Origin of the sequence: Siphonobacter sp. SORGH_AS_1065, from assembly GCF_030818595.1 — a bacterium.
Classification (GTDB): Bacteria; Bacteroidota; Bacteroidia; order Cytophagales; family Spirosomataceae; genus Siphonobacter.
In genome coordinates this window covers 1,425,203-1,437,254 of the sequence record NZ_JAUTAM010000004.1, presented here as the reverse complement: position 1 = coordinate 1,437,254, position 12,052 = coordinate 1,425,203, and the positions used below count along the sequence as shown (strand labels likewise).

Sequence of the window (12,052 nt, the reverse complement as noted above, 5' to 3'; positions counted from 1 at the left end):
AAAGCTAAATAACAGGGGATAAATATGAAAAATGTAGATTACTTTTTAACGTGGATGCAATTACTATGTGCACTGCTTTGTCAGGTATTTAATTGTTATGGAGGAATGGCTTATTATCCTTTGTGGTATAATGAAACAGGATTTCCTTTATATTACCTGATGCCGTATTTTTCTACAGAATGGCCTGAAATTCTTTTGGAAACCTTCTTATATCTGGGAATGATTGGAAGCCAAATTTCATTAGTAAAAAAAGGAGTTTTAACCAAAAAGAGAGTTATGTGGGCTTTGGGGTTTCCTGTACTGTATGTTTTATATACGGTAGTTTTTACGAAAAGTTTCGCCTGTTTTACGGCTTTAACTTGGCGAGTTTTAGTAGGCCCTGTAGCCGCGTATGTAGGAATTTTAGCCTTAAGAATTCAGCTACAATATCAGTATCACAAGCCCTGAAGAAATGAGAGGAATACGCCTAGACGTATTCCTCTTTCAATCTATTTACATCAGCTTTTTATACTTAATCCGCTTAGGTGTAGCATCCGTACCCAGACGTTTGCGGCGGTTTTCTTCGTATTCACTGAAGTTACCTTCAAACCAGTATACCTGTGAATCCCCTTCAAAAGCCAGAATGTGTGTAGCAATCCGGTCAAGGAACCAGCGGTCGTGGGAAATAATTACGGCACAACCCGCGAAGTTTTCCAGACCTTCTTCCAGTGCCCGGAGCGTGTTAATGTCCAGGTCGTTGGTTGGCTCATCCAACAGGAGCAGGTTAGAACCTTCCTTAAGCATCATGGCCAGGTGAACGCGGTTACGCTCGCCACCGGAAAGATTCGAAATTTTCTTTTCCTGATCCGAACCACTAAAGTTAAAGCGACTGACGTAAGCCCGGGCATTCACCATTTTTCCACCAATCAGCATAGGGTCATTGCCGCCCGAGATGGTTTCGTAAACGGATTTATCGGCTTTTAAGCTGTCGTGTAACTGATCTACGTAAGCCAGTTGAACGGTTTCACCCACTTCTACCGACCCTGAATCAGGCTTTTCGTTATTCGTTAATAACTTGAAAAGGGTAGATTTACCCGCACCGTTGGGTCCAATGACGCCAACAATACCAGCCGGAGGTAAAGAAAATGTCAGATTTTCGAAAAGAATCTTATCGCCGTAAGCTTTTGAAACATTTTCGATCTCAATGACCTTACTTCCCAGACGCGGACCCGCCGGAATGAAGATTTCCAACTTCTCTTCCCGCTCTTTTATGTCCTCATTTAACAGACGTTCGTAAGCACCCAGACGGGCTTTGGATTTAGCCTGACGAGCCTTGGGAGCCATGCGTACCCAGTCAAGCTCGCGTTGCAGGGTTTTCTGGCGTTTGGACTCCTGCTTTTCTTCCTGAGCCAAGCGGTTTTGTTTTTGCTCCAGCCAGGACGTGTAATTGCCCTTCCAGGGGATGCCTTCGCCGCGATCCAGCTCCAGAATCCAGCCCGCTACGTTATCCAGGAAGTAACGGTCGTGGGTAACGGCAATGACAGTTCCTTTATAAAGACGTAAGTGCTCTTCCAGCCAGAGTACCGACTCTGCATCCAGGTGGTTGGTTGGCTCATCAAGTAACAGAACGTCAGGTTGTTGCAGTAGCAGACGGCACAGAGCTACCCGGCGACGTTCCCCACCAGAAAGGTTCGCAATTTTAGCATCTTCGGGCGGGCAACGCAGAGCGTCCATGGCCCGTTCCAGACGGGTATCCAGCTCCCAGGCGTCCAGAGCGTCCAGTTTTTCCTGAACTTCTCCCTGACGAGCTAACAGTTTATCAAAATCAGCATCAGGTTCTCCGAAGGCCTCATTGATAGCATCAAATTCTTTGAGTAAGTTTACAACCTCAGCGACGCCTTCTTCTACGACCTCCCGAACGGTTTTTTCGGGGTCCAGTTGGGGCTCCTGTTCCAGCATGCCCACGGAGTATCCGGGTGAAAAAACCACGTCACCCTGGTAACTTTTATCAATGCCGGCAATGATTCGCATTAAGGTAGATTTACCAGAACCATTTAACCCTAAAATTCCGATTTTTGCCCCGTAAAAAAAGGAAAGAGAAATGTTTTTGATGATCGTTCGGCTGGGTGGAATTACTTTACTCACCCGAGACATCGAAAAGATTATGGTTTCGTTACTCATTTTTTGTTTTATTTGTTGCTTGAATACCAGCACTGGCAAAAGTAGGCGTTCAGAACCATTTGTCCAGTCTCAGCCCTCAAAAACCCATGGAGACCACGATCACACCCAACCGCTACGTCGAAGATACCCACGGTTACACAAAAGAAGGAAAAGTTTATCTCAAAGGCTACAATGGTTACGCAGATCGCGAGATCGGTTATGTGCGTAATACGGAAGAAGAAGCTTTAGAGTACTTTAGAACTCGCTTTCAACTCGCTCAACAGAAGGTTATTCAACTACATCAGGATGTTCAGGAGGCCCAAAACAAGGGTTCTTACTTAACAAAACTGCTGCAACTGAGAAAAAATCTCATTGAGTTTGATGGCTTGGGTGATTTCCCTCCTTTGTTGGCCATGTTGGAAAAGCTGGAAGGCTATCTTCGCGAGCTTATTTCGTCCAATCAGGTAAAGAACCTGGAAATCAAACGAGCCTTGCTGGAGGAAGTTCAGCAGGCCGCTACGGCTATTCCTGACTGGAATGAAGCCACGGATAAAATTCAGGAAATTAAAACGAAATGGCTGAAAACAGGCCCCGTTGACAAAGAATACCTCGATGAGATCGAAGGAGGCTTTGATCGGATTTCTGATGATTTCTTCCAGCGTCGCCGTGAATATTATGCCGAACAGAATCGCATCATCGACGAACGTTTCGATAAACTTGAAGCTATCGTTGCGGAATCCGAAAAACTGATGCGAAGCACGGAGTTTGATGAAGCCTTTGGTCGGGTTCGTCAACTTCAAAATGAATGGAAAACGGTTGGTCCCGTTCCTCCCAAACGTCAAAGCAAATTATGGAAACGCTTTAAGAAGGCCACTACCATTTTCTTTGATCGTTATAACGCTATTAAAGGCATTACGCCCCGTCCTCGCGTAGACCCTCGTCTGGCAGAGTTACAAGCCATTGCCGCAGAAGCAGAAACGCTGACTGCTTCGGTTCATCAGGACGTTATCGCCAGAGCAGCCGATCGGGCCAAAGAGTTACTGGTGAAGTGGAAAGATTTAGCTCCTAAAGTAAAAACGCTGGATCGTAACGTAGCCGAGAAGTTCCGTCTGGCCTGTGATAAAGTGTTTGAGTTAAATTATCTGCGTCGGGTAATTGGGTATCGTTACCCCGATTTTGATGAGAAACCCAAACGCGATCAACTCAAAATACAGATTTATCAGATGGAATATCTGGTACGTAAGGAAAAAGGTGATCTGGAACAATACCTGGAATTTGACGGTCGGATTCGAGCCTACGTCGCGGCAGATAAAGTTCTCTTCCAAAAAGTAAATACTCAAAAGCGGAAAGTGGCCGTGAAAGAAATGTTACTCGTTGAGTTCAAACGTGATCTGGAAACCGTTTTATAAGCTTTTAATTTTTTAGTTTTAGAAGCCAGACTATTCGTAGTCTGGCTTTTTTATTGGCCAATAAAAAAGAAAACTAGTAATAAAATATTTCGTAGTATTTTAGGTTATCAAATGCAATCCTTGCCAAAATCGAAATATTGAAATGAAAATTTTTCACCATTTTCTAATTTATTTAACCGTCGTTTTGCTGGCTGCTTCCTGTAAAAAAGATGAGAAAGCAATTACGCCAACGCCAACCCCTACTACTAAAACGGCAGATGTTCGGGACAGTGTGTATTTCCTCTCTCAGGAACTTTACCTGTGGTCGGATAAACTACCTTCTCTAACTAGCTTCAATCCGACGAGTTATGCCACCCCTCAGGATGTAATGAAGAAGGTTCGAACGTACAGTCCGCTTGGTACGAAAGGCACGAATCTGGATCGCTGGAGTTTTGCCATCCTTAAATCTGACTGGGATAATGTTGCCTCAGGAACTGAGGGCGATATCGGTGTAGGGTTTCGATTTGCTGCTGCGAACGACCTGCGTATTGCGTACGTATACGCTAACTCAAGTGCGGGTAAACAGGGCGTACAACGGGGCTGGCAGGTCGTGTCCATCAATAACGTGGCTGCTACTACGGCGAACGTAGACGCCCTGAACACAGAATTAGCTAAGGCTTCGATTTCAGTAGCTTTCAAAAAGCTTGACGGCTCGTCAACGACCTTAAATCTTACCAGTGGGAGCTTATCAAACCAATCCGGTATTAACCCGCAGTGTAATTGAGCAGAATGGTAAAAAGATCGGTTACATCGCTTTTAATAGCTTTTTAGGGTCAACAGCTTCCGCCGATCTGGATGAAGCTTTTAGTTATTTAAAAAGCAACCAGGTAACCGAACTCATTTTCGATGAACGTTACAACGGCGGGGGTTACGTAAATCTAGCAGTAAAGATTGCGAACCTCATTGCTCCCAGCACTGCCGCGGGCAAGTTAATGTATAAGGACACGCATAACACCAAGTACGCAAGCTGGAACAAAACGGTTAATTTTGAAAGTACGCTGCCTGCCTCTAATCTGAATTTGAGCAAGGTAGTTTTTATTACCACGAATAATACGGCATCTGCTAGTGAATTACTAATCAATGCATTAAAGCCTTACATGACGGTAAAGCTGGTAGGAGGAACGACGTACGGGAAACCGGCTGGGTATTATGGTCTTCCCACTATGGATTATTACGCATTCCCACTGGCAGTGAAGCAGGTAAACGCAAACAATTATGGCGATTATTACGATGGCTTGACGGTAGATCGTGAACAGGCCGATGACGTGAGTCATAACTGGGGCGACCCACAGGAAAGGTGCATCAAAGACGCGGTAACGTACTTAACCACGGGACAATTCCCGACTTCAAGTGGTCGGATTGCCAATTTTGATAGGTATAACGAACGCCTGCAAACCGAGCTTAATCTACCGGGCGTCTTGTTGACTTTACCTAAAAAGTCATTATAAGTAATTCCACAAAAAAACCTCCAGACAGCGTCCGGAGGTTTTTTCTTTCACCTTAATGATTAAATGGGGGAAATGTCTATTAAAACTTATACCCTACCGAAAGCTGTACCGTTGAGTTACGAACCTGCAAAAGGTTATTCAAAGAAAATCGATCAAGTAAGGTAAAGTCTTTGTTGACGTTATTTAAACCGTAATTATAACGACCTCCAATGACAAAATCGCCAGCTTCAAATTCAAGCCCTGCTACGGCATCTACGCCCACTTTCTGAAAAGCATTGTTATAATTAAAGGCAAACCAGTTATTAAGTCCGATACGGGCATTGGCCAGATAACTTACCTGCGGTCCTACCACCAGCGACACGTTAGGTGTCATGTGAATTTTAGCTAACAAAGGGACACTAATGGTATTTAGTGACACATTGCCGAATCCATTAATTAGGCGAAAGCCCTGACGGGAATACAGAAGTTCGGGCTGAAAACTGACCTTTTCGCTAATGGGCACTTCCACGAATAACCCCGCATGAAAATCAGTCCGTCCACTGATGAGGTTACCCGGGCGGGGCGACACAATGACATTTGCCAGGTTAACCCCTGCTTTGAGTCCAAAGCGAACTTCACTTGGGTCCGTGCTGGAATAATACTGCTTACTGGGATGGTAACGATTGGCCTGAGCCTGGGCAAAAATGATAGAGAAAACAAAGGCTGAAGTGAAGAGTAATTTTTTCATGGCTTATAGGGAAATACCCGCTTGAATCGATGACAATGTTCTGTTTGGTGATTCAAAAGTGCTTTAGTTTTGAATATTTAAAGAATTTGTTGAGTTAAAGAGTGTTAAGGATTTTCTGAAAAAAAGTTAAAAATCCAACTGTTAATTGATAATGAGGCGGATAGAGAGGGGTAAAATACCCTGTGAAAGGGTGAAAAAAAGAAAAGGGTCTGAATCGATACCGATCCAGACCCTTTAACCGAGGATACTAGTGTACTTACATCACTCGAATATCTTCGCGTTCCTTGAATTTCTCGTATACCTGACGAATGCCCTCGGGGAGTTCAATTTTATGTTTCCAGCCCAAGCCATGAAGTTTACTTACGTCCATGAGTTTGCGGGGGGTACCATCGGGTTTAGACGTATTCCAGACGAGTTCACCTTCGTAGCCTACGGTTTCTTTGACCAGTTCAGCTAATGCTTTGATGGACAAATCAACGCCCGTTCCGACGTTTACAAATTCTTCACCATCGTATTCCTGCATTAAGAAATAACAAGCTTCGGCTAAATCGTCTGCGTGCAAAAATTCCCGCAGGGGAGAACCTGTCCCCCAAACTTCAACGCTTGGCGAACCATTGGCTTTAGCTTCGTGAAATTTGCGAATCAGAGCTGGTAATACGTGCGAATTCTGAAGGTCGTAATTATCATTAGGCCCGTAGAGATTCGTAGGCATCACCGAGATGAAATTTTTTCCGTACTGACGACGATACGATTCACACATTTTAATACCCGCGATCTTCGCAATGGCGTAAGGCTCGTTGGTAGATTCAAGAAAACCAGTTAATAAGTATTCCTCCTTTAAGGGCTGGGGAGCGAGCTTGGGATAGATGCAGGAAGAACCCAGAAACATCAGCTTTTTTACGTCCGTTAGGTGAGCCGAGTGAATAACGTTATTCTGAATCATGAGATTCTCATACAGAAAATCAGCCCGGTACGTGTTATTGGCGACGATGCCTCCTACTTTTGCTGCTGCCAGAAAAACATAATCGGGACGTTCTTCTTCAAAAAAGGCCTGAACCTCTGCCTGATCGCGTAGATCCAGTTCCTTTGAGCTTCGTAAAGCAAAATTAGTAAATCCTTCCTGTTGTAGTTTTCGATGAATAGCGGAGCCTACCATGCCCCGATGCCCGGCAATATAAATTTTAGCGTTTTTTTCCACGATTTTTGAACGATTATATGAGATAGGTGGGTTTAAATGTGAATAGGTTTACCTTAGAATAAAATAACTCTTCGCAATTTTGCACTTAGAATAAGAGACTTCGGAAAATAATTAGCATTTTTTTACCGTTCCACCCGCGAGTACTTACCAGAAGCAATCCATGAACAAATCTTTTCTCAGTGTATTGGGAGGATTTATCCTGCTGATTTGTGCCCAACAAACGCAGGCTCAAACAGATTCCTTATTGACTACATCCAAGGCTCCTCTCATTAACAAGAGCGGCCAGAAAACAGTACTGGATGAGCTCAATGAGAAAAAAAATAAAATAAAGGAAGCCTTTAGTAGTAAAGAAAATCTAAAAAAAGCGGCGTTGAGCGGTGTTTCTGCCGGTGCTGGTCTTTCTTCTCCGCTGGGAGACTTGAACACCGATGGCTTACCTTCTGATTTGGGTCTGAAAGTCCTTAAATCTCGCAAGAAGAACAAAAAGACCGTTAATAAGTTTTCGCGGAATGAATACGAAGGTATTGCGGTGACTAGAATAGCTAATCGCTTAGGCTCGGGCGATAAAGTGACGGTTGAAGAGTTTTATGTATTAAAAGCCTATCAGGCCCCCAGCGTGTATGTGCGGGATATTCACTGGTTTGATTACCGGGCCCATCGCATTTTGGTCACACCCATTAAGGATAAAGATTACGCTCAGATTCTTCACGGCCCTTATCGCCGATTCAAAGGCGAACATCTGGAAGAAGAAGGGTATTACTATATGGGTACCAAGCACGGTCGCTGGGAAAAGTATGGTCGGGATGTGGACGGAGACGAAGGCTTAATGGATAAGCAGAGTTACGATAAGGGATTTCCGGCTGAATCAGAGATTACGTATTACGACGCAGCGAAAACCAAAATCAAAGAAGTAATTCCCCGCATGCATGGTCATTATACGGGTCTATACCGTTCTTTTTACGAAGGCGGGCAGTTGAAGGAAGAGGGCAACATGGATGATTCGGTTCGGGTGAAACTCTGGCGGGAATACCATCAGTTTGGCAGTGGTAGTCGTACCAAACGCGATATTCAGTATGGAGCGGATAAATACGAAGCCGTAGAAGGAGTGGTATTGCGGGAGTACGACAATCGTGGTAAGCTTATTTACGAGAACAAGAACAAAGGAAAAAAAGAAGAAGAGCAGACTACCGAGCGTTTTTAAAGAATCAATGCCTGAGTAAGGGCAGGGTAATAAGCTTAAGTTTTAGGTTTTTAACGGAAAATATTCACGAAAGTGGGCCCTTCTGTAAAAAATGATTTTTATACCGTTGTAAAAATCAGCAGATTGGCCTAACTTTGCGAGCCTTTTTGACAGAGATGACTAATTCGAAGGAAATCCGAAAGTATGATGTCGATATTCTTCAGTTGGAGAATAAACATTATGACTTTGAGTTTGAGGGAGGAGAAGAGTTTTTTAAAGCTCTGGAGCAGGATTTAATTGATAAAGGAGAGTTTAAGGCGAAAGTAGGGCTGGATAAGTCCTCTACCATGCTTCAGCTGAGCTTCGATATTCAGGGTTCCTACGAGCTGGTATGCGATCGTAGTCTGGATTCATTTCAGGAGCCTTTTCATACGAAAGAGAAGCAGATTCTTAAGTTTGGAGATAAAGCTGAACAGATTTCTGATGAAATTGAACTCATCCTCTGGGATACGGCAACCATTAATGTAGCCCGGTATTTATTCGATTTTATCGGATTAACCGTTCCCATGAAGAAACTTCATCCCCGTTTTCGTACGGAATCCAGTGAAGACGAGGAGGATGAAACCAATGAAACTTTGATTTATACGTCTATTCCGGCGGATGAAGAGAAGGAACCCGAAGTAGACCCTCGCTGGGAAGCTTTGAAAAAACTGAAAAATGGATCGAAGTAATCCAGCTTCAGTACGAAAGAAAGAGTATTCAAAATCGATCACATAGATAACAACGGCCCGACGCTACTGGCGAAAGGCTCATAATTGAGAACAAAATGGCACACCCTAAACGCCGTCACTCCAGCACCCGCCGTGACAAACGCCGGACACACGATAACCTGACCCCTATGCAATTAGCAACTGATTCTGCTACGGGCGAAGTTCACCTTTACCACCGTGCACACGTACACGAAGGAAATCTGTACTACCGTGGTAAAGTAGTAGTAGAAAACTACAAAGCAAACGCCTAGTTTATAGCGTTTAAAATGGTTAATTGTTGGTTAACTAATTATGAATTCGTAATTAAAAGCGAGTTCTAATTAGGAACAATCAGCAATTAACCATTTATTTTTTTGGCGAAACGCTTATTTTTGCCCGCCACCAAATATTGGTTACCTGGATGAAGATTGCAGTAGACGCTATGGGGGGCGACTTTGCCCCAAAAGCAGTTGTTGAGGGAGCCTTACTGGCTGCACCGGAACTACCCGAATCGGTTCGGATCGTACTTATCGGTGATCAGGCGGCTATCCAGGATATTCTGGGTGATCGCACTCTTCCTGCTTCGATTGAAATTGTACACACCACTGAGGTGATCTCCATGGGAGAACATCCTACGAAAGCTTTGTCTCAAAAGCCCAATTCCAGCATTAGCGTAGGATTCAAGCTTTTGAAAGAACGCGTAGTGGATGCTTTCTGCTCGGCTGGAAATACGGGAGCAATGCACGTAGGTGCTTTATTTAGCGTCAAAGCAGTAGAAGGGCTGGTTCGTCCGGCTATTGTGGGTTTTGCTCCGCAGGTTTCTGGAAAAATGGCCGTGTTACTCGACATTGGTGCCAATGCTGACTGTAAGCCCGAAACACTTGAACAATTTGGTGAAATTGGTTCTTTATATGCCCAGTATACGCATGGAGTAGAAAATCCTCGCGTAGCTCTGGTTAACATTGGCGAAGAAGAACAGAAAGGATCTCTTGTTGCTCAGGCGGCCTATCAGTTAATGAAGGCGAATAAGAAGTATAACTTCATTGGAAATATCGAAGGAAAAGACCTTTTCACCGATAAAGCAGACGTGATTGTTTGCGACGGATTTACAGGTAACGTAATTCTGAAAATGGGTGAATCGATTTACGATATTTTGAGTAGCCGGAAAGTGGATGACGCTTTTGTTAACCACATGAATTATGAATCAGCCGGCGGAAGTCCCATTTTAGGGGTCAATGGTAATGTGATTATTGCTCACGGGATTTCATCTCCTTTAGCAATTAAAAATATGATTCATTTGGCAAAGCGACAGATTGAATCAGAAGTCTCTACAAAGATTAAGCAAGCGTTAAGTTAGCCAGAAGGCATGGGTCGCGTCTGTAAGCGTATGACTCATGCTTTTTTGCTTTATAAGATCCTATGAAAATCACTGCAGCGATCACGGGCGTTCAGGGTTACGTGCCTGATTACGTACTGACGAACGAAGAGCTTTCTACCTTGGTTGATACCTCGGACGAATGGATTACCAGCCGTACCGGAATCAAAGAACGCCGAATTCTTAAGGGCGAAGGGCAGGGAACTTCCGTAATGGCCATTGAAGCAGTGAAAGGCTTGCTGGCAAAAACTCAGACCAGTCCCGAAGAAGTCGATTTACTGCTTTGTGCTACCGTTACGCCGGATTACGTATTTCCATCAACAGCCAATCTCATTGCTGCCGGCAGTGGATTGGGGAATATTCCCAGCTTCGATTTAGGAGCGGCCTGTTCCGGTTTTTTGTACGCACTAACGGTTGGTTCTCAGTTTATTGAAACGGGGAAATATCGCAAAGTTATTGTAGTCGGAGCCGATAAAATGTCCTCCATCGTTGATTACACGGATCGGACCACCTGCGTTCTTTTCGGAGACGGAGCCGGAGCTGTATTACTCGAACCGAGCACCTCTGGAAATGGAATTATTGATTCTCAGGTTTATTCGGATGGGAGTGGCGTTTCGCACTTGTTTCAAAAAGCAGGGGGAAGTAAATATCCTCCCACGCTGGAAACGGTTCAGAATCGTGAGCACTTCGCACGTCAGGAAGGACAGGCTGTCTTTAAATTTGCGGTCGTCCGCATGGCTGAAGTTGCGGCTGAAATCATGGAGCGAAACAACCTGACGGGTAATGACGTAGCCTGGCTGGTACCGCATCAGGCCAACAAGCGGATCATTGATGCCACTGCTCAGCGAATGGGTATTGGACCAGAAAAGGTCATGCTTAACATTCATCGCTACGGCAACACCACAGCAGCGACTATCCCGCTGTGTTTATGGGATTACGAAAGTCAATTGAAACCCGGAGATAATCTGGTTCTGGCTGCCTTTGGGGGCGGATTTACCTGGGGCTCGGTCTATCTCAAATGGGGTAAATAATACCAAATGAATTCAGGATACAATTGAAGGTACTGAATTCATTTTCTGATGTTTAAACAAACTGTTCATGCATTTTAAACGTAGGAACAGAATAAATGCCTTATCAACTGGATCGGGTATTTCACGATTATAACTGATAACTATTTTCATGGCAACGACCGCAGACATTAAGAACGGCCTGGTCATTAATTACAATAACGACCTGTTCCAAATTGTTGAATTCTTACACGTAAAGCCAGGTAAAGGGCCTGCTTTCGTACGTACGAAACTTCGCAACTTAACCACAGGCCGGGTTATTGATAACACGTTTAACTCAGGCGTAGCCATTTATCCGGTTCGGGTAGAACGCCGTACGTTCCAGTTCCTGTATAAAGATGAAGTAGGATTCAACTTTATGGATACGGAAACATTCGATCAGATTACGCTGGACGATAAAATCGTACAGGGTGCTGATTTGATGAAAGAAGGACAAAGCGTGGAGGTTCTGATTAACACGGAAAATGAGGCTCCTCTGACGATGGAAATGCCTCCTTTCGTAGAACTGGAAGTAACTTACGCCGAACCTGGTATTCGCGGGGATACGGCTAACTCCCCTAAGAAACCCGTTGAAGTAGAAACCGGAGCAAAAATCATGGTTCCTTTATTCATCGAGCAGGGTGAAAAAATCAAAATTGATACCCGTACTTACGATTACGTAGAACGCGTCAAGTAACAGTTGTTTAATCATCAAAAGTGCTTGATGATTGAGGTATTACCA

The 12,052-nt window shown here is 44.2% G+C and carries 13 protein-coding genes; 10 read left to right on the top strand and 3 right to left on the bottom strand.

The window, feature by feature from the left end:
* Window positions 1-24: 24 nt before the first annotated feature.
* Window positions 25-447, top strand: coding sequence for a hypothetical protein (locus QE390_RS06510; RefSeq protein WP_307141543.1), 423 nt, complete (start codon window positions 25-27; stop codon window positions 445-447).
* 45 nt (window positions 448-492) lie between these two features.
* On the opposite strand, the gene ettA is transcribed toward QE390_RS06510, so the two are convergent.
* Entirely contained in the window at window positions 493-2,160 is a 1,668-nt protein-coding gene (ettA, locus tag QE390_RS06505) for an energy-dependent translational throttle protein EttA (protein ID WP_307141542.1), read from the bottom strand.
* Window positions 2,161-2,246: 86 nt separating this feature from the next.
* Between ettA and QE390_RS06500 the strand changes: the two genes are divergently transcribed.
* The 3 genes from QE390_RS06500 (at window position 2,247) to QE390_RS06490 (ending at window position 5,035) form a co-directional block, all read left to right on the top strand.
* The gene (locus QE390_RS06500) at window positions 2,247-3,548 is read left to right on the top strand and encodes a DUF349 domain-containing protein (protein ID WP_106637050.1); all 1,302 of its coding nucleotides are present in this window, start codon (window positions 2,247-2,249) and stop codon (window positions 3,546-3,548) included.
* Between the two features lie 142 nt (window positions 3,549-3,690).
* The gene (locus QE390_RS06495; RefSeq protein ID WP_307141541.1) at window positions 3,691-4,311 is read left to right on the top strand and encodes a hypothetical protein; all 621 of its coding nucleotides are present in this window, start codon (window positions 3,691-3,693) and stop codon (window positions 4,309-4,311) included.
* Entirely contained in the window at window positions 4,265-5,035 is a 771-nt protein-coding gene (locus QE390_RS06490; protein WP_307141540.1) for a S41 family peptidase, read from the top strand. The genes QE390_RS06495 and QE390_RS06490 overlap by 47 nt, the downstream gene beginning before the upstream one ends.
* A 79-nt stretch (window positions 5,036-5,114) precedes the next feature.
* On the opposite strand, the gene QE390_RS06485 is transcribed toward QE390_RS06490, so the two are convergent.
* Window positions 5,115-5,762 carry a porin family protein gene (locus tag QE390_RS06485; protein ID WP_307141539.1) on the bottom strand — a complete coding sequence of 216 codons (648 nt, stop codon included), beginning with the start codon at window positions 5,760-5,762 and terminating at the stop codon, window positions 5,115-5,117.
* 256 nt (window positions 5,763-6,018) lie between these two features.
* Entirely contained in the window at window positions 6,019-6,960 is a 942-nt protein-coding gene (locus QE390_RS06480; protein WP_307141538.1) for a GDP-L-fucose synthase, read from the bottom strand.
* Between the two features lie 160 nt (window positions 6,961-7,120).
* On the opposite strand from QE390_RS06480, the gene QE390_RS06475 reads away from it, so the two are divergent.
* From QE390_RS06475 to efp, 6 genes are all read left to right on the top strand, one after another.
* Complete coding sequence (locus QE390_RS06475; protein ID WP_307141537.1) at window positions 7,121-8,161, top strand: toxin-antitoxin system YwqK family antitoxin; 1,041 nt, start codon at window positions 7,121-7,123, stop codon at window positions 8,159-8,161.
* Window positions 8,162-8,316: 155 nt separating this feature from the next.
* A complete protein-coding gene (locus QE390_RS06470; RefSeq protein WP_307141536.1) occupies window positions 8,317-8,871 on the top strand; it encodes a DUF177 domain-containing protein in 555 nt (184 codons plus the stop codon).
* Window positions 8,872-8,966: 95 nt separating this feature from the next.
* The gene (gene rpmF, locus QE390_RS06465) at window positions 8,967-9,161 is read left to right on the top strand and encodes a 50S ribosomal protein L32 (protein ID WP_106637043.1); all 195 of its coding nucleotides are present in this window, start codon (window positions 8,967-8,969) and stop codon (window positions 9,159-9,161) included.
* Window positions 9,162-9,310: 149 nt separating this feature from the next.
* Window positions 9,311-10,246, top strand: coding sequence for a phosphate acyltransferase PlsX (gene plsX / locus QE390_RS06460; protein ID WP_106637098.1), 936 nt, complete (start codon window positions 9,311-9,313; stop codon window positions 10,244-10,246).
* A 62-nt stretch (window positions 10,247-10,308) separates the two neighbouring features.
* A complete protein-coding gene (locus QE390_RS06455; RefSeq protein WP_106637042.1) occupies window positions 10,309-11,295 on the top strand; it encodes a beta-ketoacyl-ACP synthase III in 987 nt (328 codons plus the stop codon).
* A gap of 148 nt (window positions 11,296-11,443) precedes the next feature.
* A complete protein-coding gene (gene efp, locus QE390_RS06450; RefSeq protein WP_106637041.1) occupies window positions 11,444-12,007 on the top strand; it encodes an elongation factor P in 564 nt (187 codons plus the stop codon).
* Window positions 12,008-12,052: the final 45 nt, after the last annotated feature.

What these genes read in the sequence shown, in the direction of transcription:
- QE390_RS06510 (WP_307141543.1), top strand. Translation starts at nt 25, where the DNA reads ATGAAAAATGTAGATTACTTTTTAACGTGGATGCAATTACTATGTGCA.
- ettA (WP_307141542.1), bottom strand. Translation starts at nt 2,160, where the DNA reads ATGAGTAACGAAACCATAATCTTTTCGATGTCTCGGGTGAGTAAAGTA.
- QE390_RS06500 (WP_106637050.1), top strand. Translation starts at nt 2,247, where the DNA reads ATGGAGACCACGATCACACCCAACCGCTACGTCGAAGATACCCACGGT.
- QE390_RS06495 (WP_307141541.1), top strand. Translation starts at nt 3,691, where the DNA reads ATGAAAATTTTTCACCATTTTCTAATTTATTTAACCGTCGTTTTGCTG.
- QE390_RS06485 (WP_307141539.1), bottom strand. Translation starts at nt 5,762, where the DNA reads ATGAAAAAATTACTCTTCACTTCAGCCTTTGTTTTCTCTATCATTTTT.
- QE390_RS06475 (WP_307141537.1), top strand. Translation starts at nt 7,121, where the DNA reads ATGAACAAATCTTTTCTCAGTGTATTGGGAGGATTTATCCTGCTGATT.
- QE390_RS06470 (WP_307141536.1), top strand. Translation starts at nt 8,317, where the DNA reads ATGACTAATTCGAAGGAAATCCGAAAGTATGATGTCGATATTCTTCAG.
- rpmF (WP_106637043.1), top strand. Translation starts at nt 8,967, where the DNA reads ATGGCACACCCTAAACGCCGTCACTCCAGCACCCGCCGTGACAAACGC.
- plsX (WP_106637098.1), top strand. Translation starts at nt 9,311, where the DNA reads ATGAAGATTGCAGTAGACGCTATGGGGGGCGACTTTGCCCCAAAAGCA.
- QE390_RS06455 (WP_106637042.1), top strand. Translation starts at nt 10,309, where the DNA reads ATGAAAATCACTGCAGCGATCACGGGCGTTCAGGGTTACGTGCCTGAT.
- efp (WP_106637041.1), top strand. Translation starts at nt 11,444, where the DNA reads ATGGCAACGACCGCAGACATTAAGAACGGCCTGGTCATTAATTACAAT.